This is a genomic window from Pseudomonas sp. WSY_20 (genome assembly GCF_043104335.1).
Taxonomy (GTDB): domain Bacteria; phylum Pseudomonadota; class Gammaproteobacteria; order Pseudomonadales; family Pseudomonadaceae; genus Aquipseudomonas; species Aquipseudomonas parafulva_B.
In genome coordinates, this window is record NZ_JBICKP010000046.1 from 59,064 (window position 1) to 80,808 (window position 21,745).

Here is a 21,745-nt window from a genome sequence, read left to right on the forward strand (position 1 = left end):
TGGTACAAAACACGTTGAACGAAATGACCGCAATATCAGGCTACAACCCAGAAAATATGCGCCCTGAGCCGTCACGCCGCTTCAGCGTTGCACCGATGATGGACTGGACCGACCGCCACTGCCGGTTCTTCCTGCGCCTGCTCTCCAAGCACACCCTGCTCTACACCGAAATGGTCACCACCGGTGCCCTGCTGCACAATGACGCCCAGCGTTTCCTGCGCCACGATGCCTCCGAGCACCCGCTGGCCCTGCAACTGGGCGGCAGTGTGCCGGCGGACCTGGCGGCATGTGCGCGGCTGGCTGAGGCCGATGGCTATGATGAGGTCAACCTCAATGTTGGCTGCCCCAGCGACCGGGTGCAGAACAACATGATCGGTGCCTGCCTGATGGCGCACCCGGCGCTGGTGGCCGATTGCGTGAAGGCCATGCGCGACGCCGTCTCGACACCGGTGACGGTCAAGCACCGCATCGGCATCAATGGCCGCGACAGCTATGCACAGTTGTGCGACTTCGTTGGGCAGGTGCGCGAGGCGGGTTGCCGCAGTTTCACCGTGCACGCACGCATCGCCATTCTCGAAGGGTTGTCGCCCAAGGAAAACCGCGAAGTGCCGCCGCTGCGCTATGACGTCGCCGCGCAACTGAAAGCTGATTTCCCGGACCTTGAGATCGTGCTCAACGGCGGCATCAAGACCCTGGCCGACTGCCATACTCATCTTCAGACCTTCGATGGCGTGATGCTGGGCCGCGAGGCCTATCACAATCCGTACCTGCTGGCCGAGGTGGATCAACAGCTGTTCGGCAGCGTTGCACCGGTGGTCACCCGCACCGAAGTGCTGGCGCAGTTACGGCCTTACATCGTGGCGCATATGCAGGCAGGGGGTGCGATGCATCACGTGACCCGGCATATTCTCGGCCTGGCCCAGGGCTTCAAGGGCGCTCGCCGGTTCCGCCAGCTGCTTTCGGCAGACATCCACAAGGCGGCCGAGCCGCTGGCCGTGTTCGACCAGGCCGTCGAGTTGTTGCAGGGGCGTTGAGGGCGCTGGCGTGTCACGCAAGTGCCTGCCGGTTGCGCGACACGATGCAAGGCCCGGCCTGAAGGGAACCTGGGAGACGGTGGGTACTCGAACATTCACCTCTCGTACAGCCGGGCCCTTGAGCGACCGTGGGGGCTGGGGTAATGTCGAGCCCATTGCACAGGACAGAGCACGCCCATGACTTCCAAGCTGGAACAACTCAAGCAGTTCACTACCGTGGTCGCCGACACCGGTGACCTGGACGCCATCACGCGCCTGAAGCCGGTAGATGCCACCACCAACCCGTCGCTGCTGCTCAAGGCTGCTGCCATCCCGGCCTATGCCGAGTTGCTCAAGCGCGTAAAGGGCGAGGCCAACGGTGATGTGGACCAGGCCTGCGACATGTTCGCGGTGGCGGTGGGGTCGGGCATTTTGAAAGCCATCCCCGGGCGTATCTCGACCGAAGTGGATGCGCGGCTGTCGTTCGACGAACCTGCCCTGCTGGCCAAGGCGCGCTCGCTGATCGAGCTGTACGACAAGGCCGGTGTTGGCCGTGACCGTGTGCTGATCAAGCTGGCGTCTACCTGGGAAGGTATTCGCGCCGCCGAAAAGCTGGAGAAGGAAGGCATCCAGACCAACCTGACCTTACTGTTCTCCTTCGCCCAGGCCCAGGCCTGCGCCGACGCCGGTGTGTTCCTGATTTCGCCGTTCGTGGGCCGGATCTACGATTGGTACAAGAAAAGCACGGGCAAGGAGTACACCGGTGCCGATGATCCAGGCGTACAGTCCGTCACGCGGATCTACAACTACTACAAGGCCAATGGCTACGACACTGTGGTCATGGGCGCCAGCTTCCGCAACACCAACCAGATCGAACAGCTCGCCGGTTGCGATCGCCTGACCATCAGCCCAGAGCTGCTGCAGCAGTTGAGTGAAGACCAGGGCGACCTGCCGCAGGTACTGAAGCCAGGCAATGCCGGGGAGCCCAAGCGTCAACTGAGTGAGAGCGAGTTCCGCTGGGACATGAACGAAGACGCCATGGCTACCGAGAAGCTGGCCGAGGGGATTCGCCAGTTTGCGCGCGATCAGGAGAAGCTTGAGAAGGTCATGGCTGAAAAAGGCTGATCCAGCCATGTTGGGGCGAGACTGCTTTGCCGGGGGCTCTCTGGGCCGCGATGCGGCGGGGTAGCCCGAACTTTATACGTTTGAGCTCATATCGCCGGGCCCGCTGCGCGGGCCATCGCGGCACGAGACCGCTCCTACAGGTAACGCGTAATGCTCAGGACAGCTTTGGCCGTTCGGAGCACTTGCACTGCATCTGGATGCTTGAGTTTTGCCTGGGAGCAGTCCCGGCCGTGCTGGGCGGCGCAGCAGGCCCAGGATTTCAACGTCGCGGTCCTACCATCGGGCTACCGCCCTGTTTGCACTACTTCTGAACCGGCTCATAAAGGCTCACGGCACTCGCATCCACCTTTTTCGGCAACAGCCCTTCACGATAGAAGGCATCGGCGATGCGCTGCTGCTCGCCCAGGTTCTCTGGCCTGACCGGCTGTACGTCGTAACTGCGCCGGGCGTTGGCCTGTTGCACCGTGGCACTGTCCAGGTTGCCCCACAGTGGGCCGAGAATGCGCGCGGCCTGGGCCGGGTGGGCTTTGGTCCAGGTGCCGGCCTCACGCAAGGCGAGGTAGACCTGCTGCAACACCTCAGGATGAGCCTTGGCATAGTCGCTGCCCGCCAGGTAGTAGCGCTGATAGCTGGCCAACTCGCTCCCATCGGCAAGTATGCGTGCATTCTGCTGACGTTGGGCGCTGGCCACATAAGGGTCCCACGTCACCCAGGCATCGACCTTGCGGTTCTCGAACGCGGCGCGGCCATCGGCCGGTATCAGGTAGGCGGGGCTGATGTCCTTGAACGTGAGCCCGGCCTGGGCCAGCGCCTGGATCAGCAGGTAATGGCTGCCTGCTGCCTTGGTCACGGCCACGCGCTTGCCCTTGAGGTCGGCCAAGGTCTTGAGGGTCGAATCCGCAGGTACCAAGATAGCCTGAGCGGTCGGCGACGGTGTCTCTCGGGCGAAGTACGTAAGCTTTGCACCTGCTGCCTGGGTGAACACAGGCACAGTGTCGGCAACATCCGCCGAAATATCGACATTGCCCAGGTTCAGCGCTTCCAAAAGCGGCAATCCGCTTGGAAATTCATGCCACGTGACGCGAATGCCCTCGGCCCGCAGGCGCTGCTCCAGGCTGCCACGAGCCTTGAGCAGCGTCAGCAGGGTCGAGGATTTCTGATAACCGATGCGCAACGTTTGGTCGGCGTTAGCCAGGCTTGGCAGCACCGTGCTGGCCAATAGCGCCAGGCAAAGTCTGCGCAGAGTGTTTACGCTCATCAGGATATCTCCGGGTCAAGGTTGCGCAGCCAGCTTGGTGCTTTCGGGAACGGTAAAGCCGCTGGCGAAAGTGGGTGCCACTTCAAGGCGTTCAGTCATCAGCCCGTGGGCATGGTAGAAATCGGCCGTCTCCTGCTGAGTGGCGATGGTTTGGGGGTCGATCACCTGCCAGCGCAAGTGGCGACGCTCAAATTGCAGACGGGCCGCGTCCTGGGGGAAGCCGATGATAGCGGCAAGGGTTTTCGAGTAACTGTCCAGGTGCTGGTTGGCCCAGACCTGCGCCTGGGCCAGGCGGTTGAGGTAGTCCTGCACTGCAGCCTGCCGTGCAGGTTCGCTCAACGCCTTGTCGGTAGCGGCGAGGAAGCTGTTCCCACTGGAAAGACCCCGCCCATTGACCAGCACCCTTCCCTGCCCACTGAGCTCAGCCAGCGCGGTGTAAGGCTCCCAGGTGGCCCAGGCGTCTACCGAGCCATTGTCCAGAGCGATCTTGGCATCCACCGGCCCGAGAAACCGCAACTGCACATCCTTTTCGCTCAGCCCGACCTGCGCCAAGGCCTTGAGTGCCAGATGATGCCCGATGGAACCTCGCCCGGTTGCAATGCGCTTACCCTTGAGTTCAGCCGCTGTGCGCACCGGCGAATCGGGCCTGACCAGCAGCGCGGTACCGTAGGGATCAGACTTGTCGACCGCCACGGCCTTGACCGGCGCCCCTGAGGCGAGCACGAACAACAGCGGCGCATCACCAATGATGCCGGCATCGATCGCACCGGCATTGAGCGCTTCGGCGAGGGGCGCAGCTGCGGGAAATTCCGCCCACTGGATGTCGTAGGGGAGATCGCGCAGCGCGTCAGCCGCCTCCAGCTGGGCCCGCATGTTGCCCTTTTGATCACCGATGCGCAGGGTCAGGCGCTCCAAGGCGCTGGCCTGGCCCATCAACAGGATGGCTGCCGCCAGGGTCAATACTTTCATTCGAATGGACATGGAACGCCTCTTCGTCCTGTGGGGCGGCGTCGTGCAGCCCGAGCGGACGACTCTAGCGACTATTTTTTAATAACTTAAATTGATTTCAGGAATAACCTAATATGCATTTTTGAATTATTGAGTATCGGTCATGGCATTTCTGCTGATCGGGATTATGCTAATGCCTTATTTTTTTACCGTTCAGGCAAGAGCCGAATCATGAAAATCGATGACATGGACGCGTTCGTCGCCGTCATGCGTTGCCAGTCGACCAACCTGGCTGCCGAGGCGCTGCAAGTCACCCAACCGGCCATCACCCGGCGTGTGCAGAACTTCGAACAAGACCTTGGCGCGACCCTGCTCGACCGCAACACCAAGCCCCTCAAACCTACCCCCATGGGGCTGCGGGTCTATGAACAATGCAAAGCGATCCTGCGCGAGATCGACTCGTTGCGCGAACTGGTGGCCAACGACGGCGCCCCGTCCGGGACGTTGCGCCTGGGCGTTCCGCAGACCCTGGGGGACGTGGTGCTGCTCGACGCCTTGGCGCAGATCCGCCAGGCCTACCCACAACTGCGCACCCAGGTCACCAGCGGCTGGGGTAGCAGCCTGATCGGGCGTATGGACAACGGTGAACTGGACGCTGCCGCCGCGTTGTTTCCCCCTGGCAAGATCTTTCCCGACGGGATCGCCAGCCAATCCATCGCACGTATGCCGCTGAAGGTGGTTGCGGCCAAGGGTAGCGCGGGCAAACGCAGTTACAAACTCAAGGATTGTTACACCCGCGGCTGGGTACTGAACCCCGATGGCTGCGGCTTTCGCGCGGGGCTGCAACGCGCCCTGAGCGAGCAAGGGCTGAGCCTTTCGATCAACCTGGAGACATTCGGCACTGAGTTACAGCTGGGGTTGGTCGCAAATGGTCAGGGGCTGGGGCTGGTTCCGGAGCCCTTGCTGCAAGCCAGCCGGCACCGCGATTCGCTCGATGTACTCACCGTCAGTGATTTCAAGCCACAGGTAGACCTGTGGCTTTTTCATCCTCGCTACCTGGGTAATCTTCAGGAGCCGGTAGAGTTGTTCGGCAACGTGGCCGGGCAACGTTTGCAGGGCTGCTATCACCCTGGCTGATCTAAACCTGAATCATCAGGGTGATGAAACTCAACGCACGATATACGTAAATCGCATAACTAAATTTGGATTAAATTCTATTTACTGATAATTAGCATAGAACCAAAAAGACTTTTACAGCGTTCATCCATACGAATACGGTCTTAAGGAACACACCGTCATTCAGGGATGAAACCCATGAGTCACCCCTCAGGCAGCGCGCTCGCCGAGCTGACGCAGGCCCTTGCGGCCAATGCCGAGCGCTATGACCGCAGCGCTCGGTTCCCTCAGGACAATTTCGACCTGCTGCACCGCCACGGGCTGCTCGCCTACACAGTGCCGCGCCACCTTGGCGGTGGCGGTGCGGACCTGGCGAGCGCGCGCCGCGTGATCAGCGCAGTTTCCAAGGGCGACCCGGCCACCGGGCTTATCCTGGTGATGCAGTACTTGCAGCATGTCCGTGCGCATCGGGCAGCAGACTGGCCGGAACGCCTGCGTCACCGCATCGCCCGCGACGCCGTGGAACACGGTGCACTGATCAATGCGCTGCGCGTCGAGCCCGAACTTGGCACCCCGACCCGCGGCGGCTTGCCCGCCACCGTGGCGCGCCGCACGGCGCAGGGCTGGCGCCTGAGCGGGCGCAAGATCTACTCCACGGGCAGCCATGGTCTGACCTGGTTCCTGGTCTGGGGCCGCAGCGACGACGCTGTCCCTTTGGTAGGCGGCTTTCTGGTACACCGCGACACACCCGGCATCAGCATCGTCGAGGACTGGGACCACTTGGGCATGCGTGCCACCTGCAGCCATCAGGTGCATTTCGAGGACGTGCTGATCCCGCTTGATCATGCCGTCAGCGTCAGCCCGACCAACGCCCCGAAAGCCGAACTCGATGAAGACAGCCTGCTGTGGATGAGCGTACTGCTGCCAGCGGTCTACGACGCGGTGGCACAGGCGGCGCGCGATTGGTTGGTGGCATTTCTCACGCAGCGCACACCGTCGAACCTGGGTGCACCTCTGGCGAGTCTGCCGCGTTTTCAGCAGACGATCGGGCGCATCGATACCCTGCTCTTTGCCAACCAGAGCCTGCTCGATGGCGCTGTCGCCGGGCACACCGCAGCCCACCATGCCGGGCAACTGAAGCAGCTGGTCAGCGCCAATGCCATCGAGGCCGTGACGCTGGCGGTCGAAGCGGCGGGCAACCCTGGGCTTTCGCGGCACAATGCCCTGGAACGGCACTACCGCGACGTGCTCTGCAGCCGCATCCACACCCCCCAGGACGACGTCGTCTTCAGCCAGGCCGGCCGAGCCGCACTGGCACAGGTGCAGGCATGAGCCATTCAACGATTGCCAGCCACCTCGACGCCCAGGCCAATCACTACCTGCGCAAGCAGTTACCGGGTCATCGAGTCATCGATGTTCCTCCCGGTCAGCTGAGCCTTGAAGTGGCCGCCGACGTGTTCATCCTGCGCCCGATCAATGTGCGCGGTCAGCGCATCGACAGCCCGCCGGTTCAGTGGCCCTGGGGGTTGAAGTGGGTGCAATTGGTGTCTTCGGGCATCGATCTGTACCCCGAATGGATCTTTGGCGGGCCCCCTGTCACCAGTGGCAAGGGCGCTAATGCCGAACAAGTGGCCGAGTTCGCGCTGGCACTGATGTTCGCCGCGGCAAAGCAATTGCCAAGCCTTTGGATCAAGGACGCCGACTGGCGCCTCACTGCACTGGCGCCTTTGCGCGGGCGCACTTTAGGCATTCTGGGCTTCGGCAGTATTGGCCAGAGCCTTGCTCACAAGGCCGTGGCGCTCGGCATGCGGGTAACGGCCCTGAGCCGCCCAGGACAGCCCATTGCCCAGGTGCGCGGCGTGGAGCGCGCCAACGATCTACGACAGTTGTTCGCACAGAGCGACCACCTCGTGCTGGCCGCCCCACTCACCCGTGACACCCGTGGGCTGATCGATCGGCACGTACTGAACGAGGCCCGCCCAGGCTTGCACCTGATCAATGTCGCCCGTGGCGGGCTGATCGATCAGCAGGCGCTGCTGGAGGCGCTGGACAGCGGTGTAATCGCCCGCGCCAGCCTGGATGTGACCGATCCCGAGCCGCTGCCCGCTGACCACCCGCTTTATCACCACCCACGCGTGTTCCTGTCGCCCCACACCTCGGCCATTTCCGATGAAGGTTACCCGGCGCTTCTCGAAGCCTTCATCGCCAATTTCCACCGCTACCGCGAGCGAGCACCCCTGACCAATCTGGTCGACACCGCCCGTGGTTACTGATCACCGGAGAACACCTCAATGAGTTCACTGTCTGCCGTCAAGCCCACCGCCAACAACGTGCGCGACCGGGTCAGCACTGAAGAATGGGAGGTGCGTGTCAAGCTGGCCGCCGCCTACCGCCTGGCGGCCCTGTTCCGCTGGACTGACCATATCTACACGCATTTTTCCGCCCGTGTACCGGGGCCGGAGGAACATTTTCTGATCAATGCCTTTGGCTTGCTGTTCGACGAAATCAGCGCCTCGAACCTGGTCAAGGTGGACGTCAATGGCACCCTTATCGACGACCCGCTAGGCCTGGGCATCAACCAGGCCGGCTATGTAATTCACAGCGCCATTCACCGCGCCCGGCCCGACCTCAAGGCTGTGCTGCACACCCACACCCGTGACGGCGCAGCGGTGTCAGCCCAGCGCGACGGCCTGCTGCCCATTTCCCAGCATGCCCTGGCGTACTACAGCCGGGTGGTTTACCACGATTACGAGGGCGTGGCCCTGGACCTGGACGAGCAGCAGCGACTGGTGGCCAACCTCGGTGACAGCAATATCCTCATCCTGCGCAACCATGGGCTGCTGACCGGGGACATCAGCGTGGAACATGCATTTCGCGAACTGCATGGGCTAGAGCGTGCCTGCAATATTCAGGTGGCCGCCCAGGCCGGGGGCAACGATCAATTGCTGCATGCATCGCAGGCGGCCATTGCCAAGGTGCATGAGCAATCCAAGCGCTTTTCCGATGGCAAGGGGGAAGGCATCCAGCGGCATTGGGACGCGTTGATCCGGCAACTGGATCGCGAGAGCCGCGACTACCAGAACTGATCGCTCCAGGCTGGATGTGCCTGCGCTAGGGGCAAGCTCGCCCGCTCAGGCGCCTCCATGTTCCGACGATCGACACGTTGTCAGTGGCGACCGGCTCGCCTTGCGCGTGGCCGGACACCGACGCACTCATCTCCTTGAAGGACCACGCAATGCCCCCACTGCACCACCTGTTTGCCTTCGGCGCCCTGACCCTGGCCCTCACTGCCTGCTCCCCTGGCAATGAAGCCAGTGCTGGCAAAACACTCAACATCGCCTTCTGGGGCGACAACACCACCCTGGTCAGCCTCGATCCCTTCCAGGTCTACTGGTTGGAGCACCGTGTGCTGCTGCGCAACGTGGCTGAGTCGCTCACGGATCAAGACCCCGACAGCGGGCAGATCATCCCTTGGCTGGCCAAAAGCTGGGAAGTCAGTGCCGACGCCCTGAGCTACACCTTCCACCTGCGTCAGGACGTCACGTTCAGCAATGGCGAGCGCTTTGACGCGCACGCCGTCAAAGCAGCCTTCGACAGCAACAAGGCATTCGCGGCTCAGTTGCCCGCCACCTTCGGCGCTACCTACCTGGCAGGCTACGACCATGCCGAGGTGGTCGATGACTTCACCGTGCGCCTGGTGCTATCGCGACCCAATGCAGGCTTTCTGCAGGCCACGTCCACCACCAACCTGGCTATCCTCGCCCCAGCTTCGTACCAGCTGACCGCCAAAGCGCGCTCATTGGGCAACATCATCGGGACGGGACCGTTCACCCTCGACCACTACACACCCGAAGTGGGCGCCCGCCTGGTCAAGCGCAGCGACTACGCATGGCCCTCGGCCAACGTACATAACCGGGGCGCTGCGCATGTGGACGCCATCAACATCAGCTACATCCCTGAAGAAAGTGTGCGAAATGGCCTGTTCCTTCAGGGCAAGGCCGATATCCTGTGGCCGCGCAACCCCTTCTCGGAGGTCGATCTCAAACTGTTCCAGGCCAAGGGCGCCACCATCCAGAGCCGGTCCTTGCCAGGCCCCGCGTTGAACCTCTACCCCAACACCCGTGACAACCGCTTGCTGGCTGACCGACAGGTTCGCCTTGCGCTGCAAAAAGCCATCGATCGCACCAGCTATGCGCATACCGTGTACAACGCGCAGTTCCCCGTCGTGAGCGGCGTGTACGACGTCACCACGCCGTACTTCAAGCCCCAGGCCAACAAGCTCGTCTATGATCCGGCTGGCGCCGAACAGTTGCTCGAAGCTGCCGGTTGGCCCAAGGGCAAAGACGGTTACCGGTACAAGAACGGCAAGCGCCTGACATTGCGCTACAACCTCACCCCGGCCGAAAGCGCCGGTGACGTGTTGGTGCAGGACCAACTGCGCAAGGTCGGCATTGACCTGAAACTCAATGTACTGACCCGCGCCGAATGGGTCGCGGGTAACGCAGCAGGCAGCTATGACCTGACTTCCACCTACATGACCCGTGCCGACCCGATCATTTTGCAGACGATTCTTGACCCACGTTCGGCCAACAGCGCCACGCTGGCCACCAATACCTACGAGCCGCAGACCCTGACCCGGGCACAGGCGCTGTTCGACAGTGGCATCACCGCGACTGACGATGCGCAACGGGCCCAAGCCTACGGGCAGCTGCAAGACCTGCTGATCGACGAAGCCTCCGCCTTCCCGCTGTACGAGCGCGTCTGGCAAGCCGCCACCGCACCTCGGGTCAAGGATTTCCGCTGGACCGCCGAGGGCTTTGCGCTGTTCAGCGACATCGAGGTCAGCCAGCCATGAAGCGCTATCTGATCACCCGCTTGGGTCAGGCGCTGCTGGTACTGTGGGGCGCGTACACCATCACGTATTTCATCCTCTACCTTTTGCCTGGCGACACCCTGACGATCATGCTCAGTGCCTCCGGCATGGAGGCCGATGGCCTGTCACCCGAAGCATTGGCCAAGGCCCGTGCTTTCTATGGGCTAGACAAAGGCCTGTTCGAGCAATACATCGACCTGCTGTGGCGTGCCCTGCACGGTGATCTGGGGCAGTCGCTGTCGCTGGGGCGACCTGTTACCGCGCTGCTGGCCGAACGCTTGCCGCAAACCTTGGCGCTGGCGGGCTCTGCCATCGTGCTGTCGGTGGTGGGTGGGGTCGGCCTTGCCTACCTGACCGCCTACCTGCAATGGCGACCGCTCAAGACGGCACTCGCCCGGGTGCCTTCGCTGGGCTTTTCCATCCCCGTGTTCTGGATGGGCCTGTTGCTGATCCAGGTCTTCGCCTTCGCGCTGGGCTGGTTCCCGGCCACTGGCAGCCAAGGTTTTGCCAGCCTGGTGCTGCCGGCAATCACCCTGGCGATACCCAGCGCCGCTGTGTATGCCCAAGTGTTGCAGCGGGGCTTTCAAGGGGTGTGGCAGGAACCCTACATCACCACCGCCTTCGCCAAAGGGCTCAGCCGCGCCCAGGTCCAGGCCCGCCACGGCCTGCGCAACGCCACGCTGCCGCTGCTGACCCTGATCGGCCTGCAGGTCGGCAACACGGTGTCCGGTGCCGTGCTGGTCGAGACCATCTTCTCGCGCAATGGCGTAGGCCGGTTGGCCCAGGAAGCCGTGCTGCGTCAGGACATACCGGTAGTGCTGGCGATTGTCGCGGTATCGGCGGCCGCTTTCGTGCTCGTCAACCTGATCGTCGATCTGCTCTACCCCTACCTCGACCCTCGCATCACCCCTACGGCCAAGGTGAACTGAGATGACCATGGATATTCCCCTGATCGCACCCGACGCCGCCTCAACCAGCGATGAGCCGTGCACACGCCGCATCTGGGAACGACGCACGCGGTATCAGCGCGTCCATCGCGCCTTGACGCCGCTGTTGCGCCGCCCTGGCTTCAGCCTGGCGCTGCTGATCGTCTTGTTCGCTTTATTTGCCGCACTGGCACCTCAGCTGCTCACCAGTTTCGACCCCTACGCCACGGCACCCGCCGACAAGCTCACGCCTCCAAACCTGGTGCATTGGTTCGGTACCGACGAGTTGGGCCGCGACCTGTACACGCGGGTGGTGTATGGCGCGCGCCTGTCGGTGATGGCGGCATTGCTGGCAGTGGCCATCGCCCTGGTGGGCGGCCTTGGCCTTGGCGTACTGGCGGGATTTGCCGGAGGGCACCTGGATGCAGCCCTGATGCGCCTGATCGACGTCTTGCTTGCCCTACCCGGCTTGCTGTTGGCGCTGGCGATCGTCACGGCCATCGGTTTTGGCACGGTGCCCGTGGCCGTTGCGGTGGGTGTCGGGATCATTCCAGGCTTCGCCCGCACGACCCGCGCCGAGGTGCTGCGCATCAAATCGCTGGCGTACGTCGAAGCGGCGCGCCTAGCCGGCGCCAGTTGGACGCGCACCCTGATGCGCCACGTACTGCCCAATGCGTGGGGCCCGGTGGCGGTACTGGCCACCCTGGACTTTGGCGCCGCGATCCTGGCCACCGCTGGGCTCAGCTTTCTGGGCTTCGGCGCAGCGCCGCCCGCTGCTGAGTGGGGCACGCTGATCGCCAACGGGCGCCATTTTCTCGTTACAGCGCCGTGGGTATCCCTGCTGCCGGGGCTGTTCGTGGTGGCCGTGGTGTTCAGCCTCAATCACCTGGCGCGTAGCGCCGAGGAGCATGCCCGATGAGCCAGCAACCCTTGGTCAAGGTGCGCAACCTGACCATCAGCTACGCCGTTGCAGGGCAGCGCACCCAGGCCGTGAGCCAGCTTTCGTTCAGCCTGGCCAAAGGCGAAACACTGGCTATTGTCGGGGAGTCTGGCTCCGGCAAGTCGACCCTCGCCAACGCCCTGCTCGGCCTACTGCCGATCAGCGCCCAGATCGATCAAGGTCAGTTGTGGGTGGACGGGGTCGATGTGGCCCAGGCTGACGAGCGCACCAGGCGCCGCTTGCGTGGGCGCACCATTGCCTTGGTGCCGCAGGATCCAATGGTCAGCCTCAACCCTACCCTGCGCATCGGCCAGCAGATCGGTGAAGCACTGGTGTTGGCCCGAGGCCGTCGTTATCCCGGCCTGGCCACAGACATTCAGGCTCTGCTGGCCCAGGTAGGTCTGGACCAGCCCGCGCTGCGCGCTCGCCAGTACCCCCACGAGTTGTCCGGTGGCATGCGCCAGCGGGTACTGATTGCCATCGCGCTGGCCGGCGAGCCCAAGTTGATCGTGGCTGACGAACCCACCAGCGCCCTGGATGTCACGGTGCAGCGGCGGATCCTCGACCACCTGCAACACCTGACGGCCGAGCGCGGCATCTCGCTGCTGATCATCACCCATGACCTGGGCATGGCGTGCGACCGTGCTGACCGCCTGCTGGTAATGAAGCACGGCAAGCTCATCGAGCACGCCTCGCCCAGGCAGATTCTCTGGGGTGCGCAGCAGCCCTACACCCGTGAACTGCTGGCGGCAGCGCCCGCCTTCGTGTCGCGACGCAGCGCCGTCTTGCCAACCGATAAGCCTCCCCTGCTTCGGCTGCACAACATCTGCAAACGCTTTGTCTTGCCTGGGCAGCCCAGCCCGTTCACCGCCCTGCATGACCTGAACCTTACCGTGCACGCGGGCCAGACCTTGGCCATCGTAGGCGAGTCTGGCTCGGGTAAAAGCACAGCGCTGCGTATTGCTTTGGGGCTGGAAACGCCGAGCCAAGGCCATGTGGAATTGGCAGGGCAACCTGTCAGCGCATTGAGTTGGCAGCAGCTGCGTCCCTTACGCAGGCGCATCCAGCTGGTGCAACAGAACCCGTTTGCCGCGCTGGATCCACGCTTCACCGTGTACGACAGCATCGTCGAGCCGCTGGTGTCGTTCGGCCTGGGCAAAGGTGAGGCACTGGAGCGCAGGGCGCGGGAATTGATCGCCAAGGTGCACCTGCCTGTGCATTTCCTGGATCGCCTGCCGCATGAGCTGTCAGGTGGCCAGCGCCAGCGCGTGGCCATTGCCCGAGCCCTGGCACTGGAGCCGGATCTACTGCTGCTGGACGAACCGGTCAGTGCCTTGGATGTGTCGGTGCAGGCACAGATTCTTGCCCTGCTCTCAGAACTACAGCGCGACCTGGGCATGGCCTACGTGCTGGTCTCTCACGACCTGGCAGTGGTGGCAAGCATGGCCGACCACGTGCTGGTGCTGCAACACGGGCAGGTCGTCGAACAGGGCCCGGCCGCAGAGGTGTTCGGCCGACCCGCCAGCGCCTACACGCGGGCACTGATCCAGGCCATACCAGGGCACTCGCGCAGCGTGCTGCCGGTAGCGATCTGACCACTGCGCCGCGCCCGTCCACTGCACTACCTAACGCCTGTCAAGCCGCATGGCTTGGCGTCTTCCCCACTGGAGCAGGAGTTTCAACCCTATGACCCTCGAATTCATCGGCCTGATCGGCCCTCAGGAAAGCAGTGAATCGCAAGCGCCCCGTGGCCCGCTTGTCGATCTGGCGTTTATCAAGGCATTCGCCCAGGCGCAGGAATACGCCGGTTTCGACAAAGCGCTGCTGGCGGTCAGCACCAGTGCGCCGGACTCGATGATCCTGGCCAGCTACGTCGCTGCGCTGACCGACCGCATTGGCCTTCTGGTGGCGCATCGGCCTGGTTTTCAGGCGCCCACCTTCGCCGCCCGGCAGTTCGCCACCCTCGACCAGTTGAGCGGTGGCCGCGCCGCGATCAACGTGATCACGGGCGGCGACAGCGGTGACCTGCAGCGCGACGGCGACTATCTGGACAAGGATGCCCGCTACGCCCGCACCGACGAGTACCTGGAGGTGATGCACAACACCTGGACGCAGCGCACTGCCTTCGATCATCACGGCACCCATTACCAAGTTGAAGACAACCTCACACTGGTCAAGCCCGTCGGCAAATTGCCCGTCTACTTCTCGGGCGCCTCGGATGCAGCGGTGGAGGTCGCGGCCAAGCACGCCGATGTGTACATGATGTGGGGCGAGCCACTGGCGCAAGTGCGCGAGCGCATTAGACAGGTGCGCAAGGCTGCAGCCCGCTACGGGCGAGAACATCACATTCGTTTCAGCCTGTCGCTGCGCCCGATCCTCGGCGCCACGGAAGCAGAAGCCTGGGCGCGGGCCGAGCGCATTCTGGCTGACGCCCAGACCACCATCGGGATCCGTCAAGGCAACCGCCGCGAAAAGAACTTCGGCAAGAGCAATGCAGGGTCCGAACGCCTGGTTCAGCTCGCCAAGGAACGCAAAGTGCATGACACCCGGCTGTGGACCGAGATCGCAGCCCTGGGCGGCGGGGCCGGCAATTCCACGTCATTGGTGGGCACCGCCGAGCAAGTGGCCGAGGCAGCGCTGGCCTACTACGAATTGGGCGTGAGCACGTTCCTGTTTCGGGGGTTCGAGCAGCTGCGCGATGCAGTGGAATACGGCCAGGACCTGATTCCGCGCATTCGTCAGCAGGTAGAGCGATTCGAGGCGCAGCGCCAGGCACGCTTGGGCTAGGGTGTACGCGGGTTCGAGCGCTGTCAAACAGTGCCCGACCCGCCTGGGCGTCATCCCATACCCGCGTGTGGGTGTCTGGGGTCTACCGGTTGAACCGCGGGATGGTCAGCCCAAGGCTCTCGCGCAACGTGCTGCCTTCATAAGCCGTGCGATAGATCCCGCGCTCTTGCAGCAACGGTACTACCTGCTGGGTAAAGCGGCGAAATTGCCCAGGGTGCCCGATGTAGATGTTGAAACCGTCCAGGGCCCTGGCTTCGAACCACTCGGCCATCTTGGCCGCTACGGTCGAGGGCGACCCCACGAACGCGCCCGGGCGCAGCTGACGCCCGAATTCCACCGCCTGGCGCAAGCTGAAGCCTTTCTCACGGGCTTGGTCGGCAATGCGCTTGGCGTTGGTGTAAAAACTGCTGCGCGCGTAGTCCAGACTCTGCTGCGGGAAGGGTGCGTCCAGGTCGTACTGACTGAAATCATGCCACCCAAAATTGCGCCCGAACTCTTTGAGGGCCAGTTCGAAGCTGTGGTCGACCTGATGGTAGTGACGTTCGATCTCTCGGGCAGCTTCGTCGGTATCGCCTACGTAGATCTCCGCCCCCGGCAGCACCAGCAATTGCTCCGGGTCCCGCCCCAAGCGCTGGGCACGGCCCTTGATGTCCCGGTAGAACGCCTGCCCCTGCTCGATGCTGGCGGCGTGGGTGAACACCACATCGGCAGTGGCGGCGCCCAGGTCGCGGCCCTGCTCGGAATCGCCCGCCTGGAATATCACCGGCTGCCCCTGGGGCGAGCGCTGAATGTTCAAAGGGCCCTCGACCGAGAAGTGTTCCCCTTTGTGATCCAGACGATGCAGCTTCGAGGGGTCCAGAAAACGGCCACTGGCCCGCTCGCGTGGGAAGGCATCCTCCTCATAGGAATGCCACAGGCCTTGCACCACCTCTACATGCTCCTGGGCGCGGGCGTAGCGGGTGTCGTAGTCATAGTGCTCATCCAGGCCGTAGTTGCCTGCCGTGCCGGCATCGCCGCTGGTGACCACGTTCCAGCCGGCTCGGCCTTTGCTGATCAGATCCAGGGAGGCGAGCCGGCGGGCGACGTTGAATGGCGCGTTGTAGGACGTGGTAAGCGTGCCGACCAGGCCGATGTGGCGAGTGCTGACCGCCAGCGCGGACAGAAGCGTCAGCGGCTCCAGGCGATTGAGGTAGTGCGAGGGCGAACCTTCGGTGATGAACTGGCTGTCGACAATGAACATCAGGTCGAACAGCGCGGCCTCTGCCTGACGAGCGATGTCGATGTACCAATCAATATTGACGCTGGCGTCTGCGGGCAGCTCGGGGTCAAGCCACAGGTTATGCCGCCCCGGACCACCGCATCCCATGGTCAGCGCGCCGAGCTTGATCTGTCGTTTGCTCATGGGGAACCTTCAGTCAATTGCGGTCGAAGCGTGGCCCGCCAAGGCCGCACCAAACGAGGTGTCGAACAGGTCTGCCGCCGGATAGGCCTTGATCAGGCCCAATCCTGCGAAGAACTCCACGGTCTTCTGCGCGTCGGCGATCACCTGCTGGTCCAGTGGCGCAAGGTCAGTGCGCGCGCGGGCGAACCATGCGCGGGCGATGTCTCGATCGGCGCGGGTGCGCTGAGCCCAGGCGTCGGCATAGGCTTCGGTATGGGCAGGGTCGCTCAGAGCCCACTCCCGGGCTTTTTTCAGGCGCTCGAGGAAGTCGGCTATCTGCGCACGCTTGTGCTCCACGGCCTGGCTGTTGGCGACCACGAAACTTTGCGCCGGTATCACACCCTCGGCGGTAGCCAGTACCCGAGCACCTTGGCGCTCCTGCTGGGTGACATAGGGCTCCCAGGTAGCGATCACATCCACAGCTGCGCCATCCAACGCATGGGAGGCGTCCAGTGCACTGAGGTAGCGCAGCTGGAGGGTATCGCGGGGCACGCCGGCCTTGTCCAAGGCACTGAACAGCAGTTGCTGGCTCCACGAACCTTTCCAGATTGCGGCGCGTTTGCCGCGTAGATCCTGGAGGCTACGTATCGGCGAGTCCTTGCGCACCAGGATGGCCACCCCCGCAAGGTTCTGCCGACTGACGGCGATCACCTTGATCGGCGCCCCCAGGGCGCCCAGAAACAGCGGCGGCGCATCGCCGAGCAAGCCGATGTCCAGACTGCCAACATTGAGCGCCTCGGCCACCGGCGAGCCTGCGGTGAACTGCTTCCACTCCAGTGAATAGGGCAGATTGTCCAGCACGCCGGCGGCTTCCATAACGGCGCGGGCGTTGTAGCTCTGATCGCCCACGACCAGCGCCTGGGCAGCGGCGGCGAGGCTGAAGGTTGTGGCCAGCACGGTGGCTGTCAGGTGTTTGAGATAGCGCACGTTCGTCTCCGTAGACCCATTAGGGGATGTGAGGCGATCCGCGCGTGCGGTCTGGCCGGTGGTCAGGTTATAGCTTCAAAGCATTAACATTCAGTTTTTTATAATCTAATGCGCAAATACCAGCTTGTGAAATGCGCTTTAGGCATAACCTCATGCAAGATTCATCTTTTGCGCAAGCGCGAACCCCCTAATCTTTATATTCTCAATTTACATATTAGGTTATTACTATTTTGCATTTTGCGAATATATTACCGATTTGTTAGGGTCTTTCAAATCCTGGACCACCGAGCCTGACCCATGCCCCACCTCCTTCGCCCGGAGCGCCTGCGCCGCTTTATCGACCAATTCGCCACATTGCTCGACCAACAGCCTGACGAGATAACCCTGCTTGATCGGGGCAAGCATCTGCTGGCTGAATTGGTAGTCCATGACGACTGGCTGCCAGTCGATCTTGCCCAACCCGATCCAGAGCGTTATCAGCAATACCTGCTGCACTGTGACTCACGCCAACGCTTCTCGGTGGTCAGCTTCGTCTGGGGCCCCGGGCAGCGCACCCCCATCCATGACCATCGCGTCTGGGGCCTGATCGGCATGCTGCGTGGCGCTGAGCTCGCTCAAGGTTTCGCGCGCGGTGCAAACGGTGCGTTGCAGACCGAGGGCGCGCCGGTACGCCTAGAGCCTGGCCAGGTCGAAGCGGTATCGCCGGCCCTTGGGGACATCCATCAAGTCAGCAATGCCTTCGCCGACCAGGTGTCGATCAGCATTCACGTCTACGGCGCCAACATCGGGGCCGTCACGCGCGCCGTGTACACCGTGGACGGAAGCGAAAAACCCTTCATCTCCGGCTACTCCAATGCCCACCTGCCCAATATCTGGGACCTGTCCAAAGAGAACCCTGCCCGATGAGCACCGTCAGCACACGCCACTACCAAGACATCCGCCGTGCCCTCCTGGCGCAAGAAGAGCTAGCCCTGATCGACGTGCGCGAAGAAGCCCCCTTTGCCCAAGCCCACCCCCTGTTTGCGGCCAACATTCCCCTGTCAAAACTGGAGTTGGAAGTGCTGGCCAGAGTGCCGCGGGCAGACACCGCCATCACCGTATACGACAACGGCGAGGGCCTGGCAGCAGAAGCCTTGCAGCGGCTACGGTCACTGGGCTACAGCGACGTGGCGCTTCTTGAAGGGGGACTGGCCGGCTGGGAGGCTGCAGGTGGGGAGCTGTTCCGCGACGTGAATGTACCAAGCAAGGCCTTTGGTGAACTGGTGGAAAGTGTGCGGCACACGCCATCGCTGAGCGCCGAGCAGGTACAGGCGTTGCTGGAGCAAGAAGCCAACGTGGTGGTGCTGGACGCGCGCCGCTTCGATGAATACCAGACCATGAGCATCCCGGGCAGTGTCAGCGTACCTGGCGCCGAGCTGGTGCTGCGGGTGGCTGAGCTGGCACCGGACCCGAGCACCCAGGTGATCGTCAATTGTGCTGGCCGTACTCGCAGCATCATCGGCACTCAATCATTGGTCAATGCGGGCATCCCCAACCCCGTGGCAGCGCTGCGCAACGGTACCATCGGCTGGACGCTGGCGGGCCAGCAGTTGGCCCACGGCCAGCAGCGACGCTTCAGCAAAGTCGAGGCAGGCACCCAGGCCCAGGCTGGAGTCAAGGCTCGCGCAGTGGCCGACCGTGCCGGTGTCCTGAGGATCGACCGCGCCGGGCTTGCCGAATGGCAGGCTGATACCAGCCGCACCATTTACCTGTTCGATGTGCGCACGCCCGAGGAATATGGCGCAGGCCACCTGCCAGGTAGCCGCTCGGTGCCAGGTGGCCAGCTGGTACAGGAAACCGACCACGTCGCCAGTGTACGTGGCGCGAGAGTCGTGCTGGTCGATGACGACGGCGTGCGCGCGAACATGACGGCCTCGTGGCTGGCGCAGATGGGCTGGCAGGTGGCAGTACTCGACGGTTTGCACGCTGCTGACTTCACCGCCACCGGCCAGTGGCAGCCACCGTTGCCAGCGTTACCACCGGTCAGCACGGTTGAGGTGGAGCAACTGGCAGCCTGGTTGGAAGAAGGCGATACCGTATTGCTCGATTTCACCACCAGCGCCAACTACGTTAATCGCCACATCCCAGGTGCCTATTGGGCCATCCGTGCCCAACTGCCGAAAGTCTTGGAAAACGTGCCACAGGCAAGCCGGTTTGTGCTGACCTGCGGCAGCGGCCTGCTGGCACGCTTCGCTGCCCGTGACCTCGAAGCCCTCACGCGCACGCCCGTCTACCTGCTTGAAGGCGGCACTGCACAGTGGATCGCTGCCGGGAATCCGCTGGAGAGCGGTGAGTCACGGCTTGCCGTGCCGCGTAGCGATCGCTACCGACGACCTTACGAAGGCACGGACAATCCCCGGGAGGCCATGCAGGGATATCTGGATTGGGAATTTGGCTTGGTCGATCAGCTCGGCCGCGATGGCACCCACCGTTTCAGGGTGGTTTGATTTGCCGCAGGCATTGGCCTGCAGCCTGTGCCCTCGTAGGCTTGCACCGGGTACAGGTAGCGCAGCAGCTAAACGACACGTGTTCACCGGCTGCTGTTAGTCAAAAAGAGGCGCCACCTGCTCAATGTTGCCTGATGGCCCTGCCATCAGCGCACGCTTACAGCTACCGCGTAGTTGGCCACTTCTGGTGAAGCGGCCATTGGCCCGTCACAATGCAGCGAACAGGGTCAACTGCGCTCCAGCGCACTCACCAGGTCATGAAAGGCTTCGCGATTGGACTCATTCAAGCCCATCAGAATACGGTGCGCTTCCAACACCTTGGCGCGCACCACCTCCTCGTTCTGATCCTGGGATGGCAGGTCGGACAGGCATTCGGGGCATGGGATGGGGCGGTCGACAATGTTGAACACCTGATCGAACCCCATCGATTGCAACAGACGGGAAATATCCGGGTTGGTAGTCACGACGGTCGGCAGCAGACCCACTTTCTGTCGCGACAGGATCGACAACTTGGCGAGCAAGCCAAGGGTGGTGCTGTCGATGCTTTCGGTTTCGGTCAGGTCGATCACGATGGTCGAGAAATTCAGCGCGGTGAATATTCGCTCGATCGTTGCATCGAGCGCCGAACACAAGGTCAGGCGCACTTCACCGACGAACTTCAGTACGAAGGTACCGTCCTGCTCGGCGAACTGGATTCTACCGGTACTCATTGAAGGTTCCTGCTCAACACCAATAGGGCGATATCATCCGGCATCTCCCCTAGCGTAGCCAATCCAAAACGTTGACGCAGCCCATCCAGGCTACCCTCTGCCGCCCTGACGATTTCAGGCAACGCGGCTTCTTTATCTTTGAGCGTATCACCTGGCAAAAGGTCCAGGATGCCATCGGACATCAGGCTCAGGCTAAAACGCGGTGGCAGTTCGATCACCAGGTCCTGATAGCGGGCCTCCTCGAACAGCCCCACCGGCAAGCCGCGGCCTTCAAGGTAGCGGGTGTGCTCGGGCGTGTGCAGCACCGGCAGCGGCAAGTGCCCGCCTACGGCATAGGTCAGCAACCCGGTGTCCTCATCGATCACCCCGCCCACCATGGTCACGTGCTTGCCCAGCTTGCAGTTGATCAACCCACGGTTGATGTGGCTGAGTACTTCAGAAGGCTGGAACTCGCGCATGTTTTTGCCACGCTTGAATTCGAACAGAAGGCGGGTGGTCATGAACTTCAGCAGCACGGTGACAAAGGCCGAAGAAGCGCCGTGCCCGGACACGTCGGCCAAGTAAAAAACAATGCGCCGCTCATCCACACGGAAGTAGTCGGCGAAGTCACCTGACAGATACAGCGACGGGATGATCTGGTGCTCGAAGGCAAAATCACCCGCATGCCAAGGGCTCTGGGGCAACATGTTCATCTGCACTTGCCGACCGGCGGTCTGGTCTTCCTGCAACAGGTGCAGACTGGCCTCCAGTTCGCGGTTGGCAGCCTCGAGCTTCTCGCGGTAGCGCTGGTTTTCCAGCACAAGGTGGGCGCGATCCAGCGCACGGCGCACCGAGTGCTCCAGCACCGCCAGGTCTTCGAGTGGCTTGATCAAGTAGTCCGCAGCGCCCAGGCGCAATGCATCCACCGCATCGGCCATGACACCGGCACCCGACACCACGATCACGGGTAACTGCGGTGCACGCGCGCTGATCTGACGAATTAGTTCGAGCCCGCCCATTTGCGGCATGCGCAAATCGCAGATCACAAGATCAGGCTGGTGTTCTTCGAAGACCTGAAGCCCCTGCTGGCCATTGCCAGCCTGGAGAACGCTGAAGCCACTGTCTTCAAGATACGCGGCGAGGCTTGCACGGACCACGTCGTCGTCATCGATGATCAGCAGCGTTGCACTGGTTTTCTGCATGTGGGCGAACGGCG

19 protein-coding genes are annotated in these 21,745 nt (G+C 62.7%); 13 read left to right on the forward strand and 6 right to left on the reverse strand.

Annotated features, from left to right (window positions below):
- The first annotated feature begins 56 nt into the window (after positions 1 to 56).
- Positions 57 to 1,034, forward strand: a complete 978-nt coding sequence (gene dusA / locus ACF8E5_RS12045) for a tRNA dihydrouridine(20/20a) synthase DusA (RefSeq protein ID WP_392475354.1) — start codon at positions 57 to 59, stop codon at positions 1,032 to 1,034.
- 177 nt (positions 1,035 to 1,211) lie between these two features.
- Positions 1,212 to 2,138 carry a transaldolase gene (gene tal, locus ACF8E5_RS12050; protein ID WP_058605681.1) on the forward strand — a complete coding sequence of 309 codons (927 nt, stop codon included), beginning with the start codon at positions 1,212 to 1,214 and terminating at the stop codon, positions 2,136 to 2,138.
- A 301-nt stretch (positions 2,139 to 2,439) separates the two neighbouring features.
- On the opposite strand, the gene ACF8E5_RS12055 is transcribed toward tal, so the two are convergent.
- On the reverse strand, positions 2,440 to 3,396 hold the full coding sequence (locus tag ACF8E5_RS12055; RefSeq protein WP_392475340.1) for an aliphatic sulfonate ABC transporter substrate-binding protein: 957 nt from the start codon (positions 3,394 to 3,396) through the stop codon (positions 2,440 to 2,442).
- Positions 3,397 to 3,411: 15 nt separating this feature from the next.
- Positions 3,412 to 4,377 carry an ABC transporter substrate-binding protein gene (locus ACF8E5_RS12060; RefSeq protein WP_392475341.1) on the reverse strand — a complete coding sequence of 322 codons (966 nt, stop codon included), beginning with the start codon at positions 4,375 to 4,377 and terminating at the stop codon, positions 3,412 to 3,414.
- Between the two features lie 198 nt (positions 4,378 to 4,575).
- On the opposite strand from ACF8E5_RS12060, the gene ACF8E5_RS12065 reads away from it, so the two are divergent.
- The 9 genes from ACF8E5_RS12065 to ACF8E5_RS12105 all read left to right on the forward strand — a co-directional run bounded on the left by ACF8E5_RS12065 (position 4,576) and on the right by ACF8E5_RS12105 (position 14,986).
- Complete coding sequence (locus tag ACF8E5_RS12065; protein ID WP_196127851.1) at positions 4,576 to 5,481, forward strand: LysR family transcriptional regulator; 906 nt, start codon at positions 4,576 to 4,578, stop codon at positions 5,479 to 5,481.
- Between the two features lie 177 nt (positions 5,482 to 5,658).
- Positions 5,659 to 6,792, forward strand: a complete 1,134-nt coding sequence (locus tag ACF8E5_RS12070; protein WP_058605685.1) for an acyl-CoA dehydrogenase family protein — start codon at positions 5,659 to 5,661, stop codon at positions 6,790 to 6,792.
- Positions 6,789 to 7,733: a D-isomer specific 2-hydroxyacid dehydrogenase family protein gene (locus tag ACF8E5_RS12075; protein WP_392475342.1), complete on the forward strand. Its 945-nt coding sequence runs from the start codon at positions 6,789 to 6,791 to the stop codon at positions 7,731 to 7,733. The genes ACF8E5_RS12070 and ACF8E5_RS12075 overlap by 4 nt, the downstream gene beginning before the upstream one ends.
- Positions 7,734 to 7,751: 18 nt before the next feature.
- A complete protein-coding gene (locus tag ACF8E5_RS12080) occupies positions 7,752 to 8,546 on the forward strand; it encodes a class II aldolase/adducin family protein (protein WP_392475343.1) in 795 nt (264 codons plus the stop codon).
- 149 nt (positions 8,547 to 8,695) lie between these two features.
- Positions 8,696 to 10,315, forward strand: coding sequence for an ABC transporter substrate-binding protein (locus ACF8E5_RS12085; protein WP_196126725.1), 1,620 nt, complete (start codon positions 8,696 to 8,698; stop codon positions 10,313 to 10,315).
- Entirely contained in the window at positions 10,312 to 11,262 is a 951-nt protein-coding gene (locus ACF8E5_RS12090) for an ABC transporter permease (RefSeq protein ID WP_078478275.1), read from the forward strand. Before ACF8E5_RS12085 ends, ACF8E5_RS12090 begins: the two co-directional genes overlap by 4 nt.
- 1 nt (position 11,263) lies before the next feature.
- Positions 11,264 to 12,178, forward strand: a complete 915-nt coding sequence (locus ACF8E5_RS12095; RefSeq protein WP_058639639.1) for an ABC transporter permease — start codon at positions 11,264 to 11,266, stop codon at positions 12,176 to 12,178.
- Positions 12,175 to 13,794, forward strand: coding sequence for an ABC transporter ATP-binding protein (locus ACF8E5_RS12100; protein ID WP_058639640.1), 1,620 nt, complete (start codon positions 12,175 to 12,177; stop codon positions 13,792 to 13,794). The genes ACF8E5_RS12095 and ACF8E5_RS12100 overlap by 4 nt, the downstream gene beginning before the upstream one ends.
- 91 nt (positions 13,795 to 13,885) lie before the next feature.
- Positions 13,886 to 14,986, forward strand: a complete 1,101-nt coding sequence (locus ACF8E5_RS12105) for an LLM class flavin-dependent oxidoreductase (RefSeq protein ID WP_392475344.1) — start codon at positions 13,886 to 13,888, stop codon at positions 14,984 to 14,986.
- Positions 14,987 to 15,068: 82 nt separating this feature from the next.
- Here ACF8E5_RS12105 and ACF8E5_RS12110 read toward each other — a convergent pair whose 3' ends face one another.
- Both ACF8E5_RS12110 and ACF8E5_RS12115 read right to left on the reverse strand, forming a co-directional pair.
- Positions 15,069 to 16,388 carry an LLM class flavin-dependent oxidoreductase gene (locus ACF8E5_RS12110; protein ID WP_078478273.1) on the reverse strand — a complete coding sequence of 440 codons (1,320 nt, stop codon included), beginning with the start codon at positions 16,386 to 16,388 and terminating at the stop codon, positions 15,069 to 15,071.
- Positions 16,389 to 16,397: 9 nt separating this feature from the next.
- Positions 16,398 to 17,354, reverse strand: a complete 957-nt coding sequence (locus tag ACF8E5_RS12115) for an ABC transporter substrate-binding protein (RefSeq protein WP_196125926.1) — start codon at positions 17,352 to 17,354, stop codon at positions 16,398 to 16,400.
- 297 nt (positions 17,355 to 17,651) lie between these two features.
- On the opposite strand from ACF8E5_RS12115, the gene ACF8E5_RS12120 reads away from it, so the two are divergent.
- Both ACF8E5_RS12120 and ACF8E5_RS12125 read left to right on the forward strand, forming a co-directional pair.
- Positions 17,652 to 18,260 carry a cysteine dioxygenase gene (locus ACF8E5_RS12120; RefSeq protein WP_326384060.1) on the forward strand — a complete coding sequence of 203 codons (609 nt, stop codon included), beginning with the start codon at positions 17,652 to 17,654 and terminating at the stop codon, positions 18,258 to 18,260.
- Positions 18,257 to 19,840, forward strand: coding sequence for a rhodanese-related sulfurtransferase (locus tag ACF8E5_RS12125; protein ID WP_392475345.1), 1,584 nt, complete (start codon positions 18,257 to 18,259; stop codon positions 19,838 to 19,840). The genes ACF8E5_RS12120 and ACF8E5_RS12125 overlap by 4 nt, the downstream gene beginning before the upstream one ends.
- A gap of 227 nt (positions 19,841 to 20,067) precedes the next feature.
- Here the strand turns inward: ACF8E5_RS12125 and rssC are convergent, their stop codons facing one another.
- Together rssC and rssB are read right to left on the reverse strand one after the other, a co-directional pair.
- Positions 20,068 to 20,550 (reverse strand): anti-sigma factor antagonist RssC, encoded by a 483-nt coding sequence (gene rssC / locus ACF8E5_RS12130; protein ID WP_058639645.1) that lies wholly within the window; start codon positions 20,548 to 20,550, stop codon positions 20,068 to 20,070.
- Entirely contained in the window at positions 20,547 to 21,731 is a 1,185-nt protein-coding gene (rssB, locus tag ACF8E5_RS12135; RefSeq protein WP_144967467.1) for a two-component system response regulator RssB, read from the reverse strand. Before rssB ends, rssC begins: the two co-directional genes overlap by 4 nt.
- Between the last annotated feature and the right edge of the window lie 14 nt (positions 21,732 to 21,745).